This is a genomic window from Microbacterium sp. 2216-1 (assembly GCF_046507855.1).
Lineage (GTDB): Bacteria > Actinomycetota > Actinomycetes > Actinomycetales > Microbacteriaceae > Microbacterium > Microbacterium esteraromaticum_C.
Window position 1 is genome coordinate 1 of the sequence record NZ_JBKFTM010000001.1, and the last position, 23,990, is coordinate 23,990.

Sequence of the window (23,990 nt, forward strand, 5' to 3'; positions counted from 1 at the left end):
AACCACCACAGACCCCACACCGGCATCAGCGGCCAAACCCCATCAGCCCGTGTACACAACCTCACGGGGAAGTACAGTTAGCATCCGATTTTCGGATCCGCACCCCTCTGGGAATACCCCAGGGGGGTATCTTGTAGTACCGTGGTGGAGGTACCCCCAGGGGGTACTCGAATCGAAGGAGAGAACATGACCACCACCGAGTTCCAGATCACCGGGATGACCTGCGGCCACTGCGAGATGTCCGTGCGCGAGGAAGTCACCCAGGTTGCCGGCATCGACAGCGTCGACGTCAGCCACACCACCGGTCGCCTCGTCGTCACCTCCGCAGCCCCCGTCGACGAAGCCGCCGTCATCGCCGCCGTCGACGAAGCGGGCTATCGGGCCGTCTCGGCCTGACCCGCAGCATCTGCCCACCCCCACCGTCAGGAGCATCATGACCACCCCCGCGCAGAGCAGCATCGATCTCGAGATCGGCGGGATGACCTGCGCCTCGTGCGCGATGCGCATCGAGAAGAAGCTCAACAGGATCGACGGCGTCACCGCGACGGTCAACTACGCCACCGAGAAGGCGCAGGTGACCGTCGACGGAGACCTCGACACGGCGCGGCTGATCACCGAGGTCGAGAACGCCGGGTACACCGCCACGCTGCCGGCGCCGCCGGCTCCGGATGCCGTCGGAGCGACAGCATCCGATCAGGGTGAACCCGACGACCCCGAGTTGCGCACCCTGCGTCAGCGACTGATCGGCTCGATCGTGCTGTCGGTGCCGGTGATCCTGATGGCGATGATCCCGCCCCTGCAGTTCCCCTACTGGCAGTGGCTGTCGCTCGTGCTCGCCGCGCCGGTGGTCGTGTGGGCTGCCTGGCCGTTCCACCGCGCCGCGTGGATCAACCTGCGACACGGCGCCGCCACCATGGACACCCTGGTGAGCCTGGGAACGAGCGCCGCGCTGCTCTGGTCGCTGTACGCGCTGTTCTTCGGAACGGCGGGCATGCCCGGCATGACGCACGGGTTCAGCTTCACGATCGAGCCGTCCGACGGTGCGGGCAACATCTATCTCGAAGTCGCCGCCGGGGTGACGATGTTCATCCTCGCAGGCCGCTACTTCGAGAAGCGCGCCAAGCGCCGGGCCGGCGCCGCGCTGCGCGCCCTGCTCGAACTCGGAGCGAAAGAGGTCGCGGTCCTGCGCGACGGCGTCGAGGTGCTCATCTCGACCGATGACCTGCACGTGGGTGACGAGTTCGTCGTGCGCCCCGGCGAGAAGATCGCCACCGACGGCGTCGTCGTGTCGGGGGCATCCGCCGTGGACCAGTCGATGATCACCGGAGAGTCCGTTCCCGTCGAGGTGACCGCGGGTGACACCGTCACCGGTGCCACGGTCAACGCGGGCGGCCGGCTCGTGGTGCGCGCGACCCGCGTGGGCGCCGATACACAGCTCGCCCAGATGGCGAAGCTGGTCGAGGAGGCGCAGACCGGCAAGGCCGAGGTGCAGCGCCTCGCCGACCGAGTCTCGGGCATCTTCGTGCCCATCGTGATCGTGATCGCGGTGGCGACGCTCGGCGTCTGGTTGGCGCTCGGTTTCCCGGCATCCGCCGCCTTCACCGCGGCCGTCGCGGTGCTGATCATCGCGTGCCCGTGCGCGCTGGGTCTGGCGACGCCGACCGCGCTGCTGGTGGGCACGGGTCGCGGGGCGCAACTGGGCATCCTCATCAAGGGCCCCGAGATCCTGGAGTCGACGCGACGCGTCGACACGATCGTGCTCGACAAGACAGGCACGGTCACCGAGGGGCGCATGAGCGTCGTCGAGGTGGTTCCCGAGGCCGGAACGGATGCTGGCGAGCTGCTGCGCCTGGCCGGTGCGATCGAGGATGCCAGTGAGCACCCCATCGCCCGCGCGATCGCCAAGGCCGCGAGCATCCGCCCCTCCGACCCTCACCTCTCCTCCCACGAGGGGTCAAGAAACGTCGTGTCGGAGGGTCTCAACACGACAGAAATTGACCCCTCGTGGGGTGGGGCGGGGGCGCTGCCGGCGGTCGAGTCGTTCCAGAACATCGAGGGGCGCGGGGTCAGCGGTGTCGTCGAGGGGCACGCGCTGCTCGTCGGGCGGGTGTCGCTGCTGGAGGACTGGTCGATCCAGCCGTCCAGGCACCTGCTCGATCGCAAGGCCGCGGCAGAGGCCTCGGGACAGACCGCCGTGCTCGTAGCCTGGGACGGCGAGGCACGCGGAATGATCGTCGTCGCCGACGAGGTCAAGCCCACCAGCGCCGAGGCCATCGCGTCGCTGAAGGCTCTCGGGCTGCGACCCGTGCTGCTCACCGGCGACAACCGCGCTGCCGCAGAGCACATCGCCGCGCAGGTCGGCATCGATGAGGTCATCGCCGAGGTGCTGCCCGCTGAGAAGGTCGACGTCGTCACCCGACTGCAGTCCGAGGGGCGCGTCGTCGCGATGGTCGGCGACGGAGTCAACGACGCCCCGGCGCTCGCACAGGCTGATCTCGGCATGGCCATGGGCACCGGCACGGACGTCGCGATCGAGGCATCCGACATCACCCTCGTGCGGGGAGACCTGCGCGCGGCCTCCGACGCGATCCGCCTCTCACGCCGTACCCTCGGCACCATCAAGGGCAACCTGTTCTGGGCGTTCGCGTACAACACGGCCGCGATCCCCCTGGCAGCGCTCGGGCTGCTCAACCCCATGCTCGCCGGGGCGGCGATGGCGTTCTCTAGCGTCTTCGTGGTGGGCAACAGCCTGCGGCTGCGCCGCTTCCGCTCGCTGATCAAGTAGACGGAGGAGCATCATGACCGATCCGCACGCACACGAGGGCCACGAGCAGCACGCTGCGCACCGCGGGCATGCGCCCGCGGCATCCGCTCGGGAGGAGAACCCGGGCTCGGGAGGAGGTCACGCGCACGGGCATCCTCCCGAGGGCGAGAACTCCTCCCGAACGGGAGCGGATGCCAACCACGCGGCCCACAGCAACCACGCCGACCACAGCAACCATGCGGCCCACGGCGATCATGTCGGCCAGTTCCGCAGGTTGTTCTGGATCAACCTGCTGATCGCCGTGCCGGTGGTGGCCCTCTCGCCGATGTTCGCCATGCTGCTCGGCTACGAGATCCCCGATCTGCCGGGGGCGGCCTGGGTCGCCCCTGTGCTGGGCACCGTGATGTACGTGTGGGGCGGCCGGCCGTTCCTCACCGGGGCCGTCAGTGAGCTGAAGGCCCGCAAGCCCGGCATGATGCTGCTGATCGGGTTGGCGATCACGGTCGCCTTCCTCGCCTCGTGGGGCGCGAGCCTGGGGCTGCTGCATCACGAGCTGGAGTTCTGGTGGGAGCTCGCGCTGCTGATCGTCATCATGCTGCTGGGGCACTGGCTCGAGATGAGATCGCTCGCGCAGACCACCTCGGCGCTCGACTCGTTAGCCGCGCTGCTGCCCGATGAGGCGGAGCGCGTTGCCGGTGATGGTGTCGAGACGGTGAGTCCCGACGATCTGCGCGTCGGCGATGTCGTCATCGTACGTCCCGGGGGCAGTGTTCCTGCCGACGGGGTGATCGTGGACGGCCGCGCGAGCATGGACGAGTCGATGCTCACGGGGGAGTCGCGCACGGTCGGCCGCGGTGTCGGCGAACGCGTGACCGCGGGAACCGTGGCCACCGACTCGGGGTTGCGCGTCGAGGTGGATGCCATCGGCGACGACACGGCGATCGCGGGCATCCGCAAGCTGGTCTCCGACGCGCAGGCGTCGAGTTCGCACGCGCAGCGCCTCGCCGACCGGGCGGCCGCGTGGCTGTTCTGGTTCGCGCTCGGCGCCGCGGCGCTCACCGCGGTCGTGTGGACCGCGGTCGGCGATCCGGATGCCGCGGTCGTGCGCACCATCACGGTGCTGGTTATCGCGTGTCCTCATGCGCTGGGGCTGGCGATTCCGCTGGTCGTCTCGATCGCGACCGAGCGGGCGGCCCGTGCGGGTGTGCTGGTGAAGGACCGCCTGGCCCTGGAGAGCATGCGCACGGTCGACGCGGTGCTGTTCGACAAGACGGGCACGCTCACGAAGGGCGAGCCGACGGTCTCGGCGATCGCTCCCGCGGGCGGCTGGAGCGCCGAGGAGGTGCTCGCGCTCGCCGCGGCCGCCGAGGCCGACAGCGAGCATCCGCTGGCCAGGGCGATCGTGCGCGCCGCCGCCGATCGCGACCTGACCGTCGCCACGGCGACGGGCTTCAGCTCGTCGCCGGCTGTCGGCGTGACGGCCACCGTCGACGGCGCCGAGGTGCGCGTGGGTGGCCCGTACATGCTCACCGAGGTGGGGGCGGAAGAGATCTCGGATGCCGATGGCTGGCGTTCTGAGGGCGCCATCATTCTGCACGTCGTGCGCGACGGGGCGGTGATCGGCGGGCTGAAGCTGGCCGATGAGATCCGGGCGGAGTCGCGGCAGGCGGTCGAGGCGTTGCATGCGCGCGGCGTCGAGGTGGTGATGATCACCGGTGATGCCGAGGCTGTGGCGAATGCGGTCGGACGCGAACTCGGCATCGATCGGGTGTTCGCCGGGGTGCGCCCCGAGGACAAGGCCGCGAAGGTCGCTGAACTGCAGCGTGAGGGCAAGAAGGTCGCGATGGTCGGCGACGGCGTCAACGATGCGCCGGCGCTCGCCCAGGCCGACGTCGGCATCGCGATCGGCGCGGGCACCGATGTGGCGATCGCCTCGGCCGGGGTGATCCTGGCCTCTGACGACCCGCGTGCGGTGATCTCGGTGATCGAGCTGTCGAGCGCCAGCTACCGCAAGATGAAGCAGAATCTGTGGTGGGCGGCGGGGTACAACCTGATGTCGGTGCCGTTGGCGGCCGGTGTGCTGGCGCCGGTCGGGTTCGTGCTGCCGATGTCGGTGGGTGCGATTCTGATGAGCCTGTCGACGATCGTGGTGGCGTTGAACGCCCAGGCGCTGCGACGCCTCGACCTGCGCCCCGAGGCCGTCATCGGTCGCGATGCCTGAGCGTCAGAGCACCAGTCGGTAGCCCATGCCCTGTTCGGTGAGCAGGTGTACGGGCGCCGACGGGTCTGCCTCGAGCTTCTTGCGCAGCTGCGACATGTACAGGCGCAGGTAGCCGGTGTCGGTGGCCTGCTCGGTGCCCCACAGCTCGCGCAGCAGCTCCTGCCGGGTCACCAGGGCGCCGGGGTGCCGCACCAGGTGCTCGAGCATCCGCCATTCGGTGGGGGTGAGGTGCACGTGCGCACCCGCGCGTGCGACGGCTTTCGCGGCCAGGTCGACGACGACGTCGCCGAACGCCACGGTCGCCTCGCCCGAGGCGGCGCCCGCACGGCGTGACAGCGCCCGCAGACGGGCCAGCAGCTCGTCGATCTGAAAGGGCTTGGTGACGTAGTCATCGGCGCCGGCATCGAGGGCGTCGACCTTGTCGGCCGAGCCGGTGCGGCCCGACACGACGATGATCGGCACGGTCGTCCATCCGCGCAGCGCGTGGATCACCTGCACGCCGTCGAGCTGCGGCATGCCCAGGTCGAGCAGCACGATGTCGGGGTGCTCCTGTGCGGCGAGCTGGATGGCCGCGGCCCCGTCGGGCGCCGCCACGACGTCGTAGCCGTGCGCGGCGAGGGTGATGCGCAGCGCCCGCACCAGTTGCGGGTCGTCATCGGCGATCAGCAGTTTCATGCGTCGGCACCGGTCGGGTGGGTGGTGTCGGATGCCACCGGCAGGGCGATCACCATCGTCAGGCCCCCTCCTGGTGTGTCCTCGGGGCTCAGGCTACCGCCCATGCCCTCGGTGAACCCGCGCGACAGGGCCAGCCCAAGGCCGAGGCCGACGGTGTTGTCGTGGTCGCCTTCGCGCTGGAACGGGGCGAACATGCTCTGCTGCCGTTCGAGGGGCACGCCTTCGCCGCGGTCGACGATGCGGATCTCGGCGGTCTCGCCCAGGCGGCTGGTCGTCACGAGCACCCGGCTGCCGGGCGGGGTGTGCCGGTGGGCGTTGGCGAGCACATTGACGAGCACCCGCTGCAGCAGCACCGGGTCGGCGCGCAGCGCGGGCAGAGCGGGATCGAGGCCGAGCTCGACGTCATCGGGGCCGAAGCCGAGTTCATCGAGCGCGCTGACGACGGCCGCCCCCGCGTCGACGTCGGTGAGCGATACGGCGAGCACGCCGGCTTCGACGCGGCTGGCGTCGAGCAGGTCGGTGACGAGTTTCGACAGGGTGCCCAGGCTCTCGTCGGCGGTCTCGAGCAGCTCGGCGCGGTCGGTCGGTGACAGCCGGGTCGAGCCTCGCAGCCCGCCGACGGCGGCCATGGCCGCCGCGAGGGGCCGGCGCAGGTCGTGGCTGATGGCCGAGAGCAGGGCGCTGCGCACGCGGTCGGTTTCGGCGAGCACGTCGGCGCGTCGGGCGGTAGCGGTCAGGTCGGTGTGTTCGATCGCGGCCGCCAGCTGGGCGACGATCGCGTCGAGCAGTCGCCGGGCAGGTGCGTCGAGGGCCGATCCGTGCAGTTCGAGCACGGCGCGGGCGCCGACCGGCACGAGTTCGGGCGCGGTGTCTGGCAGCGGTTCGCCGTCGGTCGCGAGCACGCGCCCGTCATGGTCGAGCAGTCGTACACCGCTGAAACCGAAGGCCTCGCGTGCTCTGCTGACCAGCGCCAGGGGTGCGCTGTCACCGCGCAGTACGCTGCTGGCCACGGCGGCCAGCAGCTCGGCCTCGGCCGAGGCGCGACGGGCGGTGCGGGCGCGGCGGGCGGCCTGATCGACGACGATGCTGACCAGCACGGCACTCACGACGTACATGACCAGCGCCAGCGTGTGCAGCGGGTCGGCGATGGTGACCGTGAAGAGTGGTTCGACGAACAGGAAGTCGAGGGTGAGGCCTGAGAGCACGGCGGCGAACAGGGCAGGGCGGATGCCCCCGACCAGCGCCACGACCACGACGAGCAGCTGGTAGGCCAGGACATCCGAGGTGATCGACGCGGGGGAGCGGAACGAGTACAGCAGCCACGACAGCAGCGGGCCCCCCACCAGGGCGATGGCGAAGCCGAGAGCCTGCCGGCGCCAGCCCAGGGGGCCGCCGGTGATGCGCGGCAGCGCGGCGTGCGCTCCCGCGGCTGAGTGACTGACGGTGTGCACGTCGATGTCACCTGAGCGCCGGATCACCTCGGCCCCGATACCGGGGCCGGTGAACACGGCGGCCAGGCGGCTGCGTCGGCTGACGCCGATGACGAGCTGGGTGGCATCCGAGGTCTGGGCGAACTCGACGAGCGATTCGGCCACGTCGTCGCCCACGATCTGGTGGTAGCTGCCGCCGAGCGCGGACACCAGCCGTTGCTGGGCCGACAGCGCCCCGGGCGGGCTGCCCCGCAGGCCGTCCTGGGTCAGCACGTGCACCGCGAGCAGCTCTCCGCCGGCCGAGCGGGCGGCGATTCGCGCACCGCGGCGCAGCAGCGTTTCGCCCTCGGGGCCACCGGTGAGGGCGACGACGACGCGCTCTCTCGCCTGCCAGGTGCTCGCGATGCCGTGCTCGTCTCGGTAGCGGCGCAGTGCCGAGTCGACCTCGTCGGCGAGCCACAGCAGCGCCAGCTCGCGTAGCGCGGTCAGGTTGCCGAGGCGGAAGTAGTTCGACAGCGCGGCATCCACCCGCTCGGCGGGATACACCGACCCGGCCGAGAGACGGTCGCGCAGCGACTGCGGGGCCAGGTCGACCACCTCGATGTCGTCCGCGGCGCGCACCGCGGCGTCGGGCACCGTCTCTTGCTGAGCGATACCGGTGATCTGCTCGACGACCCCGCCGAGCGACTCGATGTGCTGCACGTTGACGGTTGTGATCACGTCGATCCCGGCGTCGAGCAGCGCTTCGACGTCTTGCCAGCGCTTCTCGTTCGTCGATCCGGGGGCGTTGGTATGGGCGAGCTCGTCGACCAGGGCGATCTGCGGCGCCCGCGCGATCACGGCCTCGAGGTCGAGTTCGCCGAGGGTGACGCCGCGGTGCATCACCGTACGCAGTGGCACCCGTTCCAGTCCGACCACCTGCGCGGCCGTCGCCGCTCGCCCGTGATCCTCGACGACGGCGATCACGACGTCGTACCCCTCTGCCTGAAGCCGATGGGCGTCGGCGAGCATCTCGTACGTCTTGCCGACGCCGGGAGCCGCGCCGAGCAGTACTCGCAGACGCCCTCGGGTCATCGGATCTCTTCCTGTGCGGTATCGAGGGCGACGTTGAGGTCGAGCACGTTGACGCGCTCCGCGCCGATGAAGCCGAGGTCCGGCGTCTCGATGCGCGCGGTGACGATCGCCCGCACGTCATCTTCGCTCATGCCGCGCTCCGCGGCCACTCGCGACACCTGCAGCAGGGCGTACTGCGGGCTGATGTGCGGGTCGAGTCCCGATGACGAGGCGGTGACGGCATCCGCGGGCACCTCATCGGGCGAGACGCCCTCGCGGGCCGCGATCCGCTGGCGGCCCGCGTCGATCGCGGCGACCAGGTCGGGGTGCGAAGGTCCGAGGTTGCTGCCTCCTGAGGAGGCGCCTTCGTAGTCGGATGCAGACGGTCGGGGCTGGAAGTACTGCGGCAGGGCGTTGCCATCCGCGTCGGCGAACGTCTGGCCCAGCAGGGCGCTGCCGACCGGTTCGCCGTCGTGGGCGACGACCGAGCCGTTCGCCTGCCACGGGAAGGCGAGCTGGCCGACGCCCGTCATGGCGAGCGGATAGGCGAGTCCGAGCAGGGCCGTCATCACGAGGACGGCGCGGATGGCGACCCCGGCGGTCCGGGTGGTGGTGCGGGTCTTCGACATGGTCGTTCCTTTGCGAGGTTCAGAAGCCGGGAATCAGAAGCCGGGAATCAGGCTGATGACCAGGTCGATCAGCTTGATGCCGATGAAGGGGGCGATCACGCCGCCGAGGCCGTAGATCAGCAGGTTGCGCTGCAGCATCCGCTCCGCGCTCGCCGGACGGTACTTCACGCCGCGCAGGGCGAGCGGGATCAGGAAGACGATGACGATCGCGTTGAAGATCACGGCGCTGAGCACGGCGGATGCCGGCGAGTGCAGGTGCATGATGTTCAGGGCACTCAGGCCGGGGAATGCGGTCATGAACAGGGCGGGGATGATCGCGAAGTACTTCGCGATGTCGTTCGCGAGCGAGAACGTGGTCAGCGCGCCGCGTGTGATCAGCAACTGCTTGCCGATGCGCACGATGTCGATCAGCTTGGTCGGGTCGGAGTCGAGGTCGACCATGTTGCCGGCCTCTTTCGCGGCCGACGTACCGGTGTTCATCGCGACGCCGACGTCGGCCTGGGCGAGCGCGGGGGCGTCGTTGGTGCCGTCGCCGGTCATCGCGACCATGCGTCCGCCCTGCTGTTCGCGACGGATCAGCGCCAGCTTGTCTTCGGGCGTCGCTTCGGCGAGCACATCGTCGACGCCGGCCTCTTTCGCGATGGCGGCCGCGGTGAGCGGGTTGTCTCCCGTGATCATCACCGTGCGGATGCCCATCGCACGCAGTTCGTCGAACCGCTCGCGCAGCCCGTCCTTGACGATGTCCTTCAGGTGCACGACACCGAGGATGCGCGTGTTCACCGCGACGACGAGCGGCGTACCGCCGGCCGCCGCGATCTCGTCGGCGTGGCGGGCCGCCTCGGCGGCGGCATCACCGGCATCCGCTCCCTGCGTCGCGAGCCAGGCGCGAATCGCCGACCCGGCACCCTTGCGGATCATGGTGCCATCGGGCAGATCGATGCCGCTCATGCGGGTCTGGGCGGTGAACGGCACGGTCACCGCACCTTCGGGCGAGGCGACGTGGATGCCACGGGTGACGGCGAGGTCGACGATCGACGCACCCTCGGGGGTGGGGTCGGCGAGCGAGGACAGCGCGGCGGCACGCAGCAGCTCGTCGGCGTCGACGCCGACGACCGGCCGCACGTCGTCGGCGCGGCGGTTGCCGTAGGTGATGGTGCCGGTCTTGTCGAGCAGCAGCGTCGACACATCGCCGGCAGCTTCGACGGCGCGCCCCGACATCGCCAGCACGTTGCGCTGCACGAGGCGGTCCATCCCGGCGATGCCGATCGCGCTCAGCAGCGCACCGATCGTGGTGGGGATCAGGCACACCAGCAGGGCGATGAGCACGGGGATGCCGACGGGCGACGCGACGTACGCGGCGAGCGGGTTGAGCACCAGCACGGCCACCACGAAGACGATCGACAGGCTCGACAGCAGGATGTTCAACGCGATCTCGTTGGGCGTGCGCTGACGGTTCGCTCCCTCGACGAGGGCGATCATGCGGTCGACGAACGTCTCGCCGGGGCGGGAGGTGATGCGTACCACGATGCGGTCCGAGAGCACGCGCGTGCCGCCGGTGACGGCGCTGCGGTCGCCTCCGGACTCGCGGATCACCGGGGCGCTCTCGCCGGTGATGGCCGACTCGTCGACCGTCGCGATGCCGGCCACGATGTCGCCGTCGCCGGGGATCGCCTCACCGGCCGCGACAACCACCAGGTCGCCGACCGCGAGGGCCGACGATGCGGTCTCGGTCAGCGGCGTGCGCTCAGCCAGCGGGTCGGACGAGTTGTAGCCGAGCACGAGCCGTGCGGTCGTCGTGGTGCGGGTCTTGCGCAGGCTGGCCGCCTGGGCCTTTCCGCGCCCCTCGGCGACCGCCTCCGACAGGTTGGCGAACAGCACGGTCAGCCACAACCAGCCGGCGATCGCCCACGTGAAGCCCGCCGGGACGTCCGGATCGGCACCGCCGAGCAGCGGCTCGGCGATCGCGAGCACGCTGGTGAACGCGGCGCCTGCCCACACCAGCAGGATCACCGGATTGCGCAGCAGGCGTGCCGGGTTGAGCCGGCGCAGAGCGCCGGGCACGGCGGCCGCGAGCTGCGCGCCGCTGAACGCCCGTGACGGGGCCGGGGCCGGTTCGGATGCCCGGGTGTCCGGGCGGGGGTGCGTGAGGGTCATGTCAGACCAGTCCTTCTGCGAGAGGCCCGAGCGTGAGCACGGGGAAGTACGTGAGAGCAGTGATGACGACGGCGATCGTCGAGAGCATCCCGACGAACAGCGGCCGGTGCGTGGGCAGGGTGCCGGCCGTCTGGGGCACCGGGCGCTGCGCCGCGAGCGATCCGGCCAGAGCCAGCACGAGCACGATCGGGATGAACCGGCCGAGCAGCATCGCCACACCGAGTGCGGTGGCGAACCAGGGGGTGCTGGCCGTGAGCCCTGCGAACGCCGAGCCGTTGTTGTTCGCCGCCGAGGTGAAGGCGTACAGCACCTCGCTGAGCCCATGCGGACCCGGGTTGAGGATGCTGGTCGAGACGACGTCGTCGCGGATCGCGGGGATCGCGAAGCTGAGCGCGGTGCCGCCCAGCACGAGCGCGGGAACGACGAGGATGTACAGGCTGGCGAGGGTCATCTCGCGCGGGCCGATCCGCTTGCCGACGTACTCGGGGGTGCGGCCGACCAACAGGCCACCGACGAAGACGGTGATCACGGCGAGCACGAGCATGCCGTACAGGCCCGAGCCGACGCCGCCGGGGGCGACCTCACCGAGCATCATGTTGAGCATCGGGATCATCCCGCCCAGGGCCGTGTACGAGTCGTGCATCGAGTTCACGGCACCGGTCGAGGTGAGCGTCGAGGCGCTGCCGAACAGGGTGGAACCGAGGATGCCGAAGCGCACCTCCTTGCCCTCCAACGCCGCACCGGCCAGTTCGGGAGCAGGTCCGCGGCCGGCGTACTCGACGATCGAGAGGATCGTCGTCGAGGCGAGGAACAGCACGCCCATCACCGACACGATGGCGTACCCCTGGCGGTCGTCGCCGACCATCCGACCGAAGGCGCGGGGAAGCGAGAACGGGATCGCGAGGATCAGCAGGATCTCGAACAGGCTGGTCCACGGCGTCGGGTTCTCGAACGGGTGCGCCGAGTTGGCGTTGTAGAAGCCACCGCCGTTGGTGCCGAGCAGCTTGATGACCTCCTGTGAGGCCACCGGGCCGCCCGGGATCTGCTGGGTCGCGCCGCTGAGGGTCTGCACCTCGGTGAACCCGGCGAGGTTCTGCGCCACACCGCCGGCGATGAGCACGAGCGCGCCGACCACCGAGATCGGCAGTAGCAGCCGCAGCACACCGCGGGTCATGTCGACCCAGAAGTTGCCGATGGTGGTCGAGCCGTGGCGGGCGAAACCCCGCACGAGCGTGATGGCGATGGCGATGCCGACCGCCGCCGACAGGAAGTTCTGCACGGCGAGCCCGGCGGCCTGCACGAGGTGACCCATGGTCTGCTCGGGCGAGTACGACTGCCAGTTGGTGTTGGCCACGAACGAGGCGGCGGTGTTGAACGCGAGCCCCTCTGGCACGGGCGGCAGACCGAGCGACAGGGGCAGCAGGTGCTGCGTGCGCTGCAGCAGGTAGACCAGCAGCATGCCCGCCGCCGAGAAGAGCAGCACGCTGCGTGCGTACGATCGCCAGGTCTGCTCCGAGGCCGCGTCGACCCCGATCAGACGGTACAGCCCGCGTTCGACGCGCAGATGCTTCGCACTGGAGTAGATTCGGGCGATGTAGTCACCCAGCGGGCGGTACAGCAGCACCAGCATGAGGACGACGGTGGCGGCCTGCAGCACGCCCAGTCCCACGGCGCCCATCAGAACTTCTCCGGTCGCACGAGCGTCACGAACAGGTAGGCGATCGCGGCGACACCGAGCACGGCGGCCGCGATCTCGAAGACGATCATCGCTGCTCAGCCCCCTTCGCGATGAGAGAGACGAAGACGAAGATCAGCGCGGTCAGCGCGAGGTAGATGAGATCGAGCACTCACCGATTTCACCGCCGGAGGCATGCCCGATGGCCGATCCTCACGAGATCCTCACGCCCGGGGCGCGAATCCATGCACCACGTCGACGCTGCGTGCCGACCCCGGCGCTCATAGGCGTCGCAGAGGATACCCACACGTTTTGCGCGGGCGGCACCTATGGCCTCGCCAGTCTCACCTGGTGTCGTGTGATTCTGGGCCGTCGAGCCCGCGAGAGGAAGACAGACATGAGCACCGGAACCGACCCCCGCTGGCTGGACGCGAACGGAACGGAGATCGACGAGGACCACCGGGGTCTGACCTACGACATCCGTACCCTGATCAATCGTCGACGCGCGCTCGGCATCTTCGGCGGGATCGCCGCGACGACGCTGCTCGCCGCGTGCTCGCCGATCACTCAGACCGACGCGTCGACGGCCCCGGCTCAGCCGGGAACCGGCGGCCCGGGCGCACCGGGCGGCGCCGCGCCCGAGCAGGACAACAGCGACCTGCTCGACGGTGAGGTGCCCAATGAAACCGCCGGGCCGTACCCGGCCGACGGGTCCAACGGCATCAATGTGCTCGACGACTCCGGCATCGTGCGCCGTGACATCCGCTCGAGCTTCGGCTCGTCATCCACGACCGCCGAGGGCGTGCCGCTCGAGATCGTGCTGACCGTGCGGGATGCTGCAACGGGCGCCGCGCTGGTCGGGGCGGGTGTCTACCTGTGGCACTGCGACCGCGAGGGCCGCTACTCGCTGTACTCCGACGGGGTGGAAGACGAGAACTACCTGCGCGGGGTGCAGCCCACCGATGACACCGGCACCGTGCGCTTCACCTCGATCTACCCGGCTTGCTACTCGGGGCGTTGGCCGCACATCCACTTCGAGGTCTACGAAGACGTGGCCAACGCGGTCGCCACCGGCCCGATCGTGAAGACCTCGCAGATCGCCCTGCCCGATGAGATCAACGCCAAGGTGTACGCGACCGCCGGGTACGAGGCCAGCATCCGCAACGCCTCACAGGTGACTCTGACCGGCGACAACGTCTTCGGCGACGACGGCGGCGTGCTGCAGGTCGCCACCGTCACCGGCAGCGTCGACGACGGATACGCCGCCGCGCTGTCGATCGCGGTGTGACAGGCAGAGCAGGTGAATCACCCAGCCGTTTCCGAACCCGGAGAGGTAGCGTCGAGACATGACAACGCTCCCCGTCGACGACGCGGCGATCGCCGAGGCCCGGCAGCTGCGCGACGAGTTCCAGCGGTTCCTGCGCGAGTACGAATTCGGCATGCGCGAGATCGAGACGAAGATCTCGATCCTGCAGGACGAGTTCACACACATGCACGCGTACAACCCGATCGAGCACGTCAAGAGCCGCCTGAAGTCGCCCGACAGCATCGTCGAGAAGGTCGCCCGCCGAGGCATCGAGGCCGACTTTCCCAGCATCCGACGTGAGATCACCGACATCGCCGGCGTCCGCGTCACGTGCAGCTTCGTCAGCGACGTCTACCGTCTGTTCGACCTGCTCACCGCGCAGGACGACGTGACCGTCCGCATCGTCAAGGACTACATCGCGGGCCCTAAGCCGAACGGCTACCGCAGCCTGCATGCGATCGTCGAGGTGCCGGTGTTCCTGTCGACGGGCACGGTCTCGGTGCCGGTCGAAGTGCAGTTCCGTACCATCGCGATGGACTTCTGGGCCAGCCTCGAGCACAAGATCCACTACAAGTTCTCGGGACGCGTGCCCGGTCACCTCGTGCAGAGTCTGACCGAGGCCGCGGATGCCGCCGGCGAGCTCGATGACCGCATGGAGCGGCTGCACCGTGAGGCGCATGAGGTCAACCAGCGGGTGATCGAGGCCTGATCCCGTCGCCCAGGCGCAGGATGGGAAGATAGCGGTGATGCATGCCACCGTGACCCCCGTCGACACCGAGATCGAATCCGCCGAGCACACCGACACGGCGCAGAACGTCGACCTCAGCGAGATGCCCTCGCTCGACGGCGGCGACGCTCCGCGGTGCGAATGCGATCACGGTACCGAGACCGAGTACATCCCGTGCGGGCGCCGCGCCCGCTGGCGGGTGAGCATCGACTGCCAGTGCGGTGAAGGGCATCCGAGGGTCGTCGAGATCCTGTGCTCGCGCTGCCTGCGCACCCTGCGCCGCAACAACGATCGCGAAGCGATCACCGCGCGCCGCCTCTGAGCGACGCGCGGGCGGCGGATGCTGTCAGCGCCGGCGCTGCACCGGGATCGGGCCGGTGACGCTGAGTTCGTCCTCCCAGCACTGGATGCCCGTGACATCCGGCATCCGCTCCCGGGTGAACACCGGATCGAGCCCGGCGCGCCGCTGATCGAGAAAGTCACGCAACAGACGGAACGCGACGCCCGAGAGCAGCGCGATCGCGATGAGGTTCACCAGTGCCATGATGCCCATCACACCGTCGGCCGTGTTCCAGATGAGGTCGGCCGAAGCGATCGAGCCGACGAAGATCGCCACGACCGCCAGTGACCGGTAGGTGGTCAGCACGCTGCGGCGCGTGGTGATGAACTCGATGTTCGACTCGCCGTAGTAGTAGTTGCCGAGGATCGAGCTGAACGCGAGCAGGAAGATGATGATGCTCAGCAGCACGTTCGACCATTCGCCGAGGCTGTTCACGATCGCGGCCTGGGTCAGCACGATGCCGCGCTCGGCGCCGGCCAGGTCGGGGGTCGCCACCAGAATGATGAACGCCGTGATGGTGCACACCAGGAACGTGTCGAAGTAGACGCCCAGCGTCTGCACCAGTCCCTGTTTGACGGGGTGCGTGACGGCGGCGCTCGCGCCCGCGTTCGGGGCCGAACCGAGGCCGGCCTCGTTCGAGAACATGCCGCGCTTCACACCGGTCATGATGATCGTGCCCAGCGCCGCGCCGACAACCTCGTTGAACCCGAACGCCTGCGTGTAGATCGACGCGAACACCGCCGGGAGCTGTTCGATGTTCAGGGCGACGATCACGAGCCCGACCAGCAGGTACAGCAGCGCCATCGACGGCACCACCGCCTGCGTGACGTGGGCGATGCGGCGCACGCCACCGAAGATCACCAGGCCCGTCAGCACCGCCAGGGCGATGCCGACCACCCAGGGGATCCAGCCCACGTCGCCGCCGAAGCTCGACGACACCGTCGCGCTGATCGTGTTGGCCTGCAACGAGCTGAACGCGAAGGGGAAGCACACGATCAGGATCACGGCGAAGACGATGCCCATCCAGCGGGCCTTCAAGCCGTGCTGCATGTAGTACGCCGGACCACCGCGGAAGCCATCGGCGTCGCGCACCTTGAAAAGCTGGCCGAGCGTTGACTCGATGAAGCTCGAGGCGCCGCCGATGAACGCCATCGTCCACATCCAGAACACGGCCCCCGGGCCGCCGATGGCGATCGCCGTGCCGACACCGGCGATGTTGCCGACGCCGACGCGGGAGGCCGCCGAGATCGTGAACGCCTGGAAGGCCGACACCGACTGCGGGCGACCGTCCGCGTCGGTGGGCGTGCGGTTCGTCAGCGTGCGGAACATCTCAGGGATGAGGCGGAACTGCACCACCCCGGAACGCACCGTGAAGTACACGCCGAGCAGCACGACGACGGGCAGCACGGCCCACGTCCACAGGCGGTCACCGAGGAAGAGCACGATGTCGTTGAGGGCTTCCATTGGGAAACAGTAACGCCGCGGATGCCCGGAAACACGGTGCCGTGCCGATCGCTTGACGCAAACAGGCGACCACAGGTCGGATGTCTGATTGGATAGTGCGGTGAACAAAAGCGACGAGGCTCGTCCCGCCGGATTCGGCGCCCTGCTGTGGCTCGCCCTGGCGACTTTCTCGATGGGTATCGACGGATATGTGCTGGCCGGGCTGCTGCCGCAGATCTCCGAAGACCTCGACGTGTCGAACGCGGCAGCCGGGCAGTTGGTGGCGGTGTTCGCCCTCACCGCCGCGATCGCCGGTCCGGTGCTCAGCGCCTTCACCGGGCGCTGGGAGCGCAAACTGGTGATCTCGCTCTCGCTGGCGGTGTTCCTGGTCGGCAACCTGATCATCGCTCTGGCCGTGGACTACGCGATGGCGATGACCGGTCGCATCGTCTCGGCCGTCGGCGGTGCCCTGCTCAGCGCCGTTGTCAGCGCCTACGTGCTCGCCAAGACCGCACCCGAACGGCGCGGGCGCGCGCTGTCGTTCGTGCTGGGCGGATTCCTCGCCGCCACCGCCCTCGGTGTGCCGGTGGGACTGGTGATCGGCCAGGACGACTGGCGCATGCCGCTGTTCCTCGTCACCGGCGTCGGCGCGGTTGCCCTCGTCGGCATCCTCATCAAGGTGCCCCGGCTGCACCTGCCCGCCCTGTCGCTGCGCGCGACGCTCAAGCCACTCACGCAGCCCGCGCTGATCGGGGCGATCCTCGTCGCCACCGGCATCATGTGCGCCAGCTACCTGTGCTTCACCTACGCGACCCTGATCTTCGGCCCCCGCGTCGGTGAGGGGCTGCCGATCATCGCCGCGATGTTCGGCTACGGCGTGGTCAGCCTGATCGGCAACATCATCTCGGGACGCGCCACCGACCGCTTCAACCCGGTGCACGTCATCACGCTGATCATCGGGATCCTGATCGCTGTCGCCGTGCTCGGCACGTTCGGTCTGATGCTGCCCGGTCTCGCCGGGGCGGTGGCCGCCTTCGTGTGGTTCTTCGCCTGCGCGTTCTTCAACGGCGGCTCCGGCGTCGCCCTGCAGTCCCGCCTGGGCGACCTGGCACCCGACTCGATGTCACTGGTGCTGGCGCTCAACGGCAGCGGCATGCAGCTCGGCTCGGCGCTCGGAGGCATTCTGGGTGGTGCACTGCTGGCATCCGGTGTCGAACCGGACGGGCTCGTGCCGGCATCCGCCGTCGTCCTCGCCGCGACCATGCTGCTGCACCTGATCGTCTCGCGCGCGACCCGTGGCGGCGTGCGCGCCGCGGCCTGACGCGCCGCTCAGACGCGCGCGGTCGTGCCGCGCACGATCAGCTCGAACGGCAGTTCGCCGCCCACAGCCGCCTCGGTGTCGCCCTCCAACTGAGCGAGCACCGCGCCCGCGGCGCGCTCACCCTGCCCGAGCGGGAACTGGTCGACCGTCGTCAACTGGAAGAACTCGCCCAGCTCGTGACCGTCGATGCCGACGATCGACAGGTCTTCGGGCACCCGGAATCCGAGATCGCGCGCGGCGAGGATCGCCCCGATCGCCATCTCATCGGATGCCGCGAAGATCGCCGTCGGGCGCGGACCGGGCCGGCCGAGCAGCTGCTTGGCGGCGCGGAAACCGCCATCGACGGTGAAGTCGGCCGGTTCGAGAAAATCGGGGTTGGGGGTGATGCCGGCATCCGCCAGCGCCTGCTCGAAGCCGAGCCTGCGACGCGTGGGGATGTGGAAGTCGATGTCGAACTCGGGGTTCGCGCCGATGTGCGCGATCGCCCGATGGCCGAGCCCGATCAGGTGCTCGGTCGCCAGGCGCGCCACCGCCGTGTCGTCCACCGTGAGGGTGCGCAGTTGCGGGTTCGGACCGCCGATCGCGATCACGGGCAGGCCGAGCGCCTGCAACCGTCCCGTCTCATCGTCGTCGAGCTCGATCGAGACGGCGATGACGGCATCCACCCGCTTGCGTCGCAGGAACGTCGAGAAGACGTCCTTGCGCACGTCGGCGTCGGCGGTGATGTTGTACAGGGTGATGTCGTAGCCGGCGCGCATCAGCGCGCTCGACGCCCCGGACAGCACCGTGCTGAAGAACCAGCGGTCGAGGAACGGCACGATCACGCCGACGTTCTGCGTGCGCCCCGACGCGAGGCTCGACGCCCGCGACGAGACGACGTAGCCCAGCGTCTCGGCCGCGATGCGCACACGCTCGCGCGAGGCCGGTGATACGTGCCCGCGCCCACTGAGCGCACGTGAGACGGTCGCCGTCGATACCCCGGCGAGCTTCGCGACCTCGTCAATGCTCGTCATCTCACTCGCCCTCTGTTGTTCTGCAACCGTTCTGTGGCGGTTCACACCGTTCACACCCCGCGAGAAACCATATCCCGCGTGAGAAACCACGTCGTTCGTGGTGTCTCATACAGCACGTGGTTTCTCACGGGGAGGTGGATGCTATGCGCGCGTGAACCAGGCCGCGGTGTTCGGGGGCAGGGCCGTGCCGCTGAAGCGCTGGCTCTGGACCACGAACGACACGTTCCCACCGAGCTCGATCGGCGTCTCGCCCAGGTTGGCGACGACGTGAAGGTCACCGCGGCGGAAGGCGACAGCATCCGATCCGGCGTCCTCCCACACCAGCGAGCCGCCGCCGAGACCGCGCTCGCGGCGCTCGGCGAGCAGGCGCTTGTAGAGGTTCAGCGTCGACTCCGCGTCCGCCTCTTCGACATCGCGGGCGAAGCCCGCCCACTCCGCCGGCTGCGGCAGCCACGAGGCGCCGGTCGTGTTGAAGCCGTACGCCGGAGCATCCGCCGACCAGGGCAGCGGCACGCGGCATCCGTCACGTCCGTACCGCTCGCCGTTCGTGCGGAACCACGTCGGGTCCTGGCGGAACTCGTCGGGAATCTCCATCGCCTCGGGCAGGCCGAGCTCCTCGCCCTGGTACAGGTACGACGAGCCGGGCAGCGCGAGCATCAGCGTCGTGGCCGCACGGCCACGCGCCAGACCGATCGTCTGGTCGGGCTTGCCGGGCGAGAGCGGACCGATGCCCTCACCCTGCGGGTTGTCGGCGGTCAGTGCCAGGCGCGAGGCGTGGCGCACCACATCGTGGTTCGACAGCACCCAGGTGCTCGGAGCGCCGACGTCGCCGAACGCGTCGAGCGAGTCGCGGATGACCCCGCGCAGCGCCTCGGCGTCCCACGCGGTCATCAGGTACGGGAAGTTGAAGGTCTGGTGCATCTCGCCGGGGCGCACCCACAGCGCCGTCTTGGCGAGCGTGGGCAGCCAGGCCTCACCGCACAGGGCGCGGTCGCCGTCGTACTCGGCGAGCAGCTTGTGCCAGTCGCGGTAGATGTCGTGCACGCCGTCCTGGCCCCAGTACGGCACGTTCTCCTCACCGCCGCCCATCGAGTCGGCCTCGATCGGCGGGGTGTAGTCGGGAAGGCCCTCGGCCTTGACCATCCCGTGCGCCACATCGACCCGGAAGCCGTCGACACCGCGGTCGAGCCAGAAACGCAGGATGCTGCGGAACTCCTCGCGCACCTCTTCGTTGGTCCAGTCGAAGTCGGGCTGGGTGGGGTCGAAGATGTGCAGGTACCACTGGCCGGGCGTGCCGTCGGGGTTGGTGGTGCGGGTCCACTGGCCGCCACCGAAGACGCTCTCCCAGTTGTTCGGCGGCAGGTCGCCGTTCTCGCCCCGGCCGTCGCGGAAGATGTAGCGGGCGCGCTCGGGGCTGCCCGGGGCGGCCTTCAGCGCCTGCTGGAACCAGACGTGCTGATCGCTGGAGTGGTTCGGAACGAGGTCGACGATGACGCGGATGCCACGGGCGTGCGCCTGGGCCAGCATCTCGTCGAAGTCGGCCAGGGTGCCGAAGATCGGGTCGACGTCGCGGTAGTCGGCCACGTCGTAGCCGGCATCCTTCTGCGGGCTCGTCATGAACGGGCTCAGCCAGATGGCGTCGACGCCGAGCGCGTGCAGATCGTCGAGTCGGGCGGTGATGCCGGGCAGGTCACCGATCCCGTCACCCGATGCGTCGGCGAACGAGCGCGGGTAGATCTGGTAGATGACTGCTGTGCGCCACCACTCGGAACCGGGGGCTGCGAACTGTTCGACCTGTGCCATGCGACCCAGGCTACTGCAAGCGCTTACAGTTTTGGAAGAGTGAGGATTTCGGCTCAGTTCTGCAGCACGAGGTTCAGTGGTGGCTCGCTGTTCAGCATCCGATCGATCTGGGCGCGGACGAGGCGGGCGATGCGCGGATTCATCGCCGTCGAAGCGCCGCCGCAGTGCGGGCTGATCAGCAGATTCGGTGCCTCCCAGAGCGGATGCCCGGTCGGCAGTGGCTCCTCTTCGAAGACATCGGATGCTACCCGGATACGGTTCTCGCGCAGCGCCGCCAGCATCGCCTCGGTCTCGACCAGCGCCCCCCGCCCGACGTTGACCAGCAGCGCACCCGGCGCCAGACGCGCGATCAACGCTGCATCGAACAGGTGCCGGGTCTCGGCGCTCGCCGGCAGGCTCAGGATCACGATCTCGGCATCGGGCAGCACCTCGGGCAGCTCGTCGAGGGCGTGCACGGTGACCTCGCCGACGCCGTCGAGCTCGGCCGTGCGGGCGCTGCGCGCCACGGCCGACATCGTCACCTCGAACGGTGCCAGGCGCTGCGCGATGGCCTTGCCGACACCGCCGAAGCCGACCAGCAGCACGCGCCGATCGGCAAGGCTCTCGGCGAACGCGGGAGACCACTCGCCGCGCTCCTGCGCGAGCGCGAAACGGGGGAGTGCGCGCTGCGCGGCGATCGTGAGCCCCACGGCGAGTTCCGCAGTGGACGCCTCATGCACGCTCGCGGCGTTGGCGAATGGGATGCCCGGCGGAAGGGCATCCGCCACCCCGTCGTATCCGATCGACTGCCCCTGCACCAGGGTGACATCGATGCCGGTCAGCGCCCGCAGGGCGCCGGTGCCGTCCATGTACGGCGGCACGACGATGTCGATGCGCTCGGCGGGCGCGGGCGTACGCATGTCCCAGATCTTCACGGAGACGCCCTCGGGCAGAGGTCCGAGGTTCTGGGCCAGGCGTTCGGTGGGGACGGTCACGAGAAGGCTCACTCGCCGAGCCTATCGACCCGCACGGGGTGGAGGAGTAGCGTCAGGTCTAGCCGACCTAGGAGGACACATGATGGTTCCTGAGATCAACTACTGGGCGGTGCTGATCGCCACCGCGTCGAGCATGGTGGTCGGGTCGATCTGGTACGCCCCGAAGGTCTTCGGCACGCGGTGGTCGAAACTGGCCGGCGTCGACATGAACCGCCCCGGCGCCACGGCGATCGTGCCGATCATCACCACGGTCATCGTCAGCTTCATCACGGCGTGGGTGCTGGCCGGCGCATCATCGATCGCATGGCACTTCTATGAGGGGTCGTACTTCTGGGCTGCGGTGGTGACCGCGGTCGCGCTGTGGGCGGGGTTCACGGCCGCGCGCTTCATCACCCACGATGCGTTCGAGGGGCGCTCGACCAAGCTCACGACGCTGAACATCGCGCACGAACTGGTGACGGTCGTCGTGATGGCCGTGATCATCGGCGTCTGGCCGCCCGCCGGCATCTGAGCGGGGCGCGTTGGCGCCTTCCCCAAGCACGAGGGGTCAAGAAACGTCGCGTTCGCGCACTCGGATGCCGCAGAATTTGACCCCTCGTGGGTGAGGGGTGCGTGCGTGCGGAAGGCGTGCGTGCGCGGGATTGGGCGGGTGCGCGGGCGTAAGCGGGCCCGGGTGTCGGCGAAGCGTCGGCATCGGGCATCCGAGAGTCCCCGCCGAGACCCCTGCGTGGCGTCCACACCCCGTGCTACGGGCGCAGCCAGCTGGGGGTGTCGACGCGAACTAGGGGTGTCGACGAAGCGCCGCACTTAGCGCGCACCGAATGCAACGCGCGTGCCGCGCAGCAAACACCGCCCAGCACACACCGCGCTACCGCGCGAGGCGCGACCGGTTACGCGGCTGCGCGAGTGACCGCGGCGACGGCGCTGGTGAAGAAGTCGAGGCCGTCGACGCCCGAGCGCATCGCGGCATTCGTGTCGGGGCCGAAACCGGCCTCGATGGCGTGCTCGGGGTGCGGCATGAGGCCCACCACGTTGCCCGCGGCGTTCGTCAGGCCGGCGATGTCGCGCAGCGAGCCGTTCGGGTTGACGCCCGCGTAGCGGAACGCCACCAGGCCTTCGCCCTCCAGGCGGTCGAGGGTGTCTTCCGAGGCGATGTAGCCGCCCTCGCCGTTCTTCAGCGGGATGACGATCTCTTGGCCCGCGTCGAACGCACTCGTCCACGCGGTGTCGGCGTTCTCGACGGTCAGGCGCTGATCGCGACGCACGAAATGCTGGTGGTCATTGCGGATCAGCCCGCCGGGCAGCAGGTGCGCCTCGACGAGCATCTGGAAGCCGTTGCAGATGCCCAACACGGGCATGCCCTTGGCGGCGGCATCCTTCACCTCGGCCATGATCGGCGACAGAGCCGCGATCGCGCCCGAGCGCAGGTAGTCGCCGTAGCTGAACCCGCCGGGCAGCACGAGTGCGTCGACGCCCTGCAGGTCGTGCGAGCCGTGCCACAGGGCGACGGGCTCGGCGCCGGCCATCCGCACGGCGCGCTGCGCGTCGCGGTCGTCCAGGGAGCCCGGAAAAGTGATGACCCCGACGCGTACGGTCACGGTGCGACCTCGACGCCCACGACGTCTTCGATCACCGAGTTCGAGAGCACGTCCTCGGCGAGGCGTCGCGCCTCGGCGAGCACCTCTTCGGTGACCTCACCGTCGACGGTGAGCTCGAACCGCTTGCCGATGCGGACACCGCTGAAGCTCTCAACACCCATGCGCGAGAAAGCGCCGGCAACGGCCTTTCCCTGCGGGTCGAGCAGTTCGGCCTTGGGCATGACGTCGACGACGATGGTGGGCATACCCATGATTCTAGGTGATCGCGCGCGGGCTCAGCGCCCGTGAGCGACGGGGGTCATCGTCCGAGCGTGATCGGGCTCACGCGGAGTGGAAGACGGTGTGCAGATCGCCGATCAGGTCGCGTCCGCCGAGGCCGTCGATCTCGAACAGCACGCTGATTCCGGCGACGGCGTAGCCGAGGGTCTCGACCAGTTCGCGTCCGGCCGCCAGGGTGCCACCGGTGGCCAGCACGTCGTCGATCAGCAGTACGCGCGTACCGGCGGGCAGGTCGTCGTGCATCTCGACGGTCGCCGTGCCGTACTCGAGGGCGTAGTCGATCGACGCGGCGGGCTGGGGCAGCTTTCCGGCTTTACGGATCGGGGCCAGGCCGACGCCTGCGGCGATGGCGGCCGCGCCCGCAAGGATGAATCCGCGGGCTTCGATGCCGGCGACGACGTCGAAGGTCCCCTCGAACGGTTCGATGAGTGCGCGCGTGGTCGCGTGCAGCGCGTCGTGGTCGGCCAGCAGCGGGGTGATGTCACGGAAGAGGATGCCGGGTTCCGGGTAGTCCGGGATGGAGCGGATCAGTGACTCGGCGCGGGCCAGTTCGGGGTTCACCCGTTCAGGCTACCGCTCGCCCCT

General features: G+C 69.4%; 21 protein-coding genes. 8 read left to right on the forward strand and 13 right to left on the reverse strand.

Features of this window, described 5'->3' with window-relative positions; genetic code table 11:
• The first annotated feature begins 186 nt into the window (after positions 1-186).
• From ACLD0U_RS00005 to ACLD0U_RS00015, 3 genes are read left to right on the forward strand one after another with little or no spacing between them, the layout of a single operon-like run.
• On the forward strand, positions 187-396 hold the full coding sequence (locus ACLD0U_RS00005; RefSeq protein ID WP_179409314.1) for a heavy-metal-associated domain-containing protein: 210 nt from the start codon (positions 187-189) through the stop codon (positions 394-396).
• 37 nt (positions 397-433) lie between these two features.
• Positions 434-2,785, forward strand: coding sequence for a heavy metal translocating P-type ATPase (locus ACLD0U_RS00010; RefSeq protein ID WP_410339465.1), 2,352 nt, complete (start codon positions 434-436; stop codon positions 2,783-2,785).
• A 13-nt stretch (positions 2,786-2,798) separates the two neighbouring features.
• Complete coding sequence (locus tag ACLD0U_RS00015; RefSeq protein WP_410339466.1) at positions 2,799-4,985, forward strand: heavy metal translocating P-type ATPase; 2,187 nt, start codon at positions 2,799-2,801, stop codon at positions 4,983-4,985.
• A 3-nt stretch (positions 4,986-4,988) separates the two neighbouring features.
• On the opposite strand, the gene ACLD0U_RS00020 is transcribed toward ACLD0U_RS00015, so the two are convergent.
• From ACLD0U_RS00020 to ACLD0U_RS00045, 6 genes are read right to left on the reverse strand one after another with little or no spacing between them, the layout of a single operon-like run.
• On the reverse strand, positions 4,989-5,660 hold the full coding sequence (locus ACLD0U_RS00020; RefSeq protein WP_410339467.1) for a response regulator: 672 nt from the start codon (positions 5,658-5,660) through the stop codon (positions 4,989-4,991).
• The gene (locus ACLD0U_RS00025; RefSeq protein WP_410339468.1) at positions 5,657-8,164 is read right to left on the reverse strand and encodes a DUF4118 domain-containing protein; all 2,508 of its coding nucleotides are present in this window, start codon (positions 8,162-8,164) and stop codon (positions 5,657-5,659) included. Before ACLD0U_RS00025 ends, ACLD0U_RS00020 begins: the two co-directional genes overlap by 4 nt.
• Positions 8,161-8,772, reverse strand: coding sequence for a potassium-transporting ATPase subunit KdpC (gene kdpC / locus ACLD0U_RS00030; protein WP_206822733.1), 612 nt, complete (start codon positions 8,770-8,772; stop codon positions 8,161-8,163). Before kdpC ends, ACLD0U_RS00025 begins: the two co-directional genes overlap by 4 nt.
• A 33-nt stretch (positions 8,773-8,805) precedes the next feature.
• Complete coding sequence (gene kdpB / locus ACLD0U_RS00035) at positions 8,806-10,926, reverse strand: potassium-transporting ATPase subunit KdpB (protein WP_410339469.1); 2,121 nt, start codon at positions 10,924-10,926, stop codon at positions 8,806-8,808.
• A 1-nt stretch (position 10,927) separates the two neighbouring features.
• Positions 10,928-12,604 carry a potassium-transporting ATPase subunit KdpA gene (kdpA, locus tag ACLD0U_RS00040; RefSeq protein ID WP_410339470.1) on the reverse strand — a complete coding sequence of 559 codons (1,677 nt, stop codon included), beginning with the start codon at positions 12,602-12,604 and terminating at the stop codon, positions 10,928-10,930.
• Positions 12,604-12,693 (reverse strand): potassium-transporting ATPase subunit F, encoded by a 90-nt coding sequence (locus ACLD0U_RS00045; RefSeq protein ID WP_206550680.1) that lies wholly within the window; start codon positions 12,691-12,693, stop codon positions 12,604-12,606. The genes kdpA and ACLD0U_RS00045 overlap by 1 nt, the downstream gene beginning before the upstream one ends.
• A 305-nt stretch (positions 12,694-12,998) precedes the next feature.
• On the opposite strand from ACLD0U_RS00045, the gene ACLD0U_RS00050 reads away from it, so the two are divergent.
• The 3 genes from ACLD0U_RS00050 to ACLD0U_RS00060 are packed head-to-tail and all read left to right on the forward strand — an operon-like array spanning position 12,999 to position 14,956.
• Positions 12,999-13,889 carry an intradiol ring-cleavage dioxygenase gene (locus tag ACLD0U_RS00050; RefSeq protein WP_179409305.1) on the forward strand — a complete coding sequence of 297 codons (891 nt, stop codon included), beginning with the start codon at positions 12,999-13,001 and terminating at the stop codon, positions 13,887-13,889.
• A gap of 58 nt (positions 13,890-13,947) precedes the next feature.
• Positions 13,948-14,616 carry a GTP pyrophosphokinase family protein gene (locus tag ACLD0U_RS00055; protein WP_179409304.1) on the forward strand — a complete coding sequence of 223 codons (669 nt, stop codon included), beginning with the start codon at positions 13,948-13,950 and terminating at the stop codon, positions 14,614-14,616.
• A gap of 37 nt (positions 14,617-14,653) precedes the next feature.
• The gene (locus ACLD0U_RS00060; protein WP_179409303.1) at positions 14,654-14,956 is read left to right on the forward strand and encodes a hypothetical protein; all 303 of its coding nucleotides are present in this window, start codon (positions 14,654-14,656) and stop codon (positions 14,954-14,956) included.
• Between the two features lie 24 nt (positions 14,957-14,980).
• Here the strand turns inward: ACLD0U_RS00060 and ACLD0U_RS00065 are convergent, their stop codons facing one another.
• Entirely contained in the window at positions 14,981-16,438 is a 1,458-nt protein-coding gene (locus tag ACLD0U_RS00065; RefSeq protein WP_179409302.1) for an alanine/glycine:cation symporter family protein, read from the reverse strand.
• 100 nt (positions 16,439-16,538) lie between these two features.
• Between ACLD0U_RS00065 and ACLD0U_RS00070 the strand changes: the two genes are divergently transcribed.
• Positions 16,539-17,738, forward strand: a complete 1,200-nt coding sequence (locus tag ACLD0U_RS00070; RefSeq protein WP_274368170.1) for an MFS transporter — start codon at positions 16,539-16,541, stop codon at positions 17,736-17,738.
• An 8-nt stretch (positions 17,739-17,746) separates the two neighbouring features.
• On the opposite strand, the gene ACLD0U_RS00075 is transcribed toward ACLD0U_RS00070, so the two are convergent.
• From ACLD0U_RS00075 to ACLD0U_RS00085, 3 genes are all read right to left on the reverse strand, one after another.
• A complete protein-coding gene (locus ACLD0U_RS00075) occupies positions 17,747-18,751 on the reverse strand; it encodes a LacI family DNA-binding transcriptional regulator (RefSeq protein WP_179409301.1) in 1,005 nt (334 codons plus the stop codon).
• A 141-nt stretch (positions 18,752-18,892) separates the two neighbouring features.
• Positions 18,893-20,554 carry a glycoside hydrolase family 13 protein gene (locus tag ACLD0U_RS00080; protein WP_410339471.1) on the reverse strand — a complete coding sequence of 554 codons (1,662 nt, stop codon included), beginning with the start codon at positions 20,552-20,554 and terminating at the stop codon, positions 18,893-18,895.
• A 53-nt stretch (positions 20,555-20,607) separates the two neighbouring features.
• Positions 20,608-21,540 (reverse strand): 2-hydroxyacid dehydrogenase, encoded by a 933-nt coding sequence (locus tag ACLD0U_RS00085; protein WP_410339472.1) that lies wholly within the window; start codon positions 21,538-21,540, stop codon positions 20,608-20,610.
• A gap of 70 nt (positions 21,541-21,610) precedes the next feature.
• Here ACLD0U_RS00085 and ACLD0U_RS00090 point away from each other — a divergent pair, with 70 nt between their 5' ends.
• On the forward strand, positions 21,611-22,039 hold the full coding sequence (locus tag ACLD0U_RS00090) for a DUF1761 domain-containing protein (protein ID WP_179411689.1): 429 nt from the start codon (positions 21,611-21,613) through the stop codon (positions 22,037-22,039).
• Positions 22,040-22,418: 379 nt separating this feature from the next.
• On the opposite strand, the gene purQ is transcribed toward ACLD0U_RS00090, so the two are convergent.
• The 3 genes from purQ to ACLD0U_RS00105 all read right to left on the reverse strand — a co-directional run bounded on the left by purQ (position 22,419) and on the right by ACLD0U_RS00105 (position 23,966).
• On the reverse strand, positions 22,419-23,126 hold the full coding sequence (purQ, locus tag ACLD0U_RS00095) for a phosphoribosylformylglycinamidine synthase subunit PurQ (RefSeq protein WP_179409299.1): 708 nt from the start codon (positions 23,124-23,126) through the stop codon (positions 22,419-22,421).
• Positions 23,123-23,371 carry a phosphoribosylformylglycinamidine synthase subunit PurS gene (gene purS, locus ACLD0U_RS00100; RefSeq protein ID WP_179409298.1) on the reverse strand — a complete coding sequence of 83 codons (249 nt, stop codon included), beginning with the start codon at positions 23,369-23,371 and terminating at the stop codon, positions 23,123-23,125. The genes purQ and purS overlap by 4 nt, the downstream gene beginning before the upstream one ends.
• Positions 23,372-23,447: 76 nt before the next feature.
• Positions 23,448-23,966, reverse strand: coding sequence for an adenine phosphoribosyltransferase (locus ACLD0U_RS00105; RefSeq protein WP_179409297.1), 519 nt, complete (start codon positions 23,964-23,966; stop codon positions 23,448-23,450).
• Positions 23,967-23,990 lie beyond the last annotated feature (24 nt).

Coding starts and splice junctions, on each gene's coding strand:
- ACLD0U_RS00005 (WP_179409314.1), top strand. CDS start 187: ATGACCACCACCGAGTTCCAGATCACCGGGATGACCTGCGGCCACTGC.
- ACLD0U_RS00010 (WP_410339465.1), top strand. CDS start 434: ATGACCACCCCCGCGCAGAGCAGCATCGATCTCGAGATCGGCGGGATG.
- ACLD0U_RS00015 (WP_410339466.1), top strand. CDS start 2,799: ATGACCGATCCGCACGCACACGAGGGCCACGAGCAGCACGCTGCGCAC.
- ACLD0U_RS00020 (WP_410339467.1), bottom strand. CDS start 5,660: ATGAAACTGCTGATCGCCGATGACGACCCGCAACTGGTGCGGGCGCTG.
- ACLD0U_RS00025 (WP_410339468.1), bottom strand. CDS start 8,164: ATGACCCGAGGGCGTCTGCGAGTACTGCTCGGCGCGGCTCCCGGCGTC.
- kdpC (WP_206822733.1), bottom strand. CDS start 8,772: ATGTCGAAGACCCGCACCACCACCCGGACCGCCGGGGTCGCCATCCGC.
- kdpB (WP_410339469.1), bottom strand. CDS start 10,926: ATGACCCTCACGCACCCCCGCCCGGACACCCGGGCATCCGAACCGGCC.
- kdpA (WP_410339470.1), bottom strand. CDS start 12,604: ATGGGCGCCGTGGGACTGGGCGTGCTGCAGGCCGCCACCGTCGTCCTC.
- ACLD0U_RS00045 (WP_206550680.1), bottom strand. CDS start 12,693: ATGATCGTCTTCGAGATCGCGGCCGCCGTGCTCGGTGTCGCCGCGATC.
- ACLD0U_RS00050 (WP_179409305.1), top strand. CDS start 12,999: ATGAGCACCGGAACCGACCCCCGCTGGCTGGACGCGAACGGAACGGAG.
- ACLD0U_RS00055 (WP_179409304.1), top strand. CDS start 13,948: ATGACAACGCTCCCCGTCGACGACGCGGCGATCGCCGAGGCCCGGCAG.
- ACLD0U_RS00060 (WP_179409303.1), top strand. CDS start 14,654: ATGCATGCCACCGTGACCCCCGTCGACACCGAGATCGAATCCGCCGAG.
- ACLD0U_RS00065 (WP_179409302.1), bottom strand. CDS start 16,438: ATGGAAGCCCTCAACGACATCGTGCTCTTCCTCGGTGACCGCCTGTGG.
- ACLD0U_RS00075 (WP_179409301.1), bottom strand. CDS start 18,751: ATGACGAGCATTGACGAGGTCGCGAAGCTCGCCGGGGTATCGACGGCG.
- ACLD0U_RS00080 (WP_410339471.1), bottom strand. CDS start 20,554: ATGGCACAGGTCGAACAGTTCGCAGCCCCCGGTTCCGAGTGGTGGCGC.
- ACLD0U_RS00090 (WP_179411689.1), top strand. CDS start 21,611: ATGGTTCCTGAGATCAACTACTGGGCGGTGCTGATCGCCACCGCGTCG.
- purS (WP_179409298.1), bottom strand. CDS start 23,371: ATGCCCACCATCGTCGTCGACGTCATGCCCAAGGCCGAACTGCTCGAC.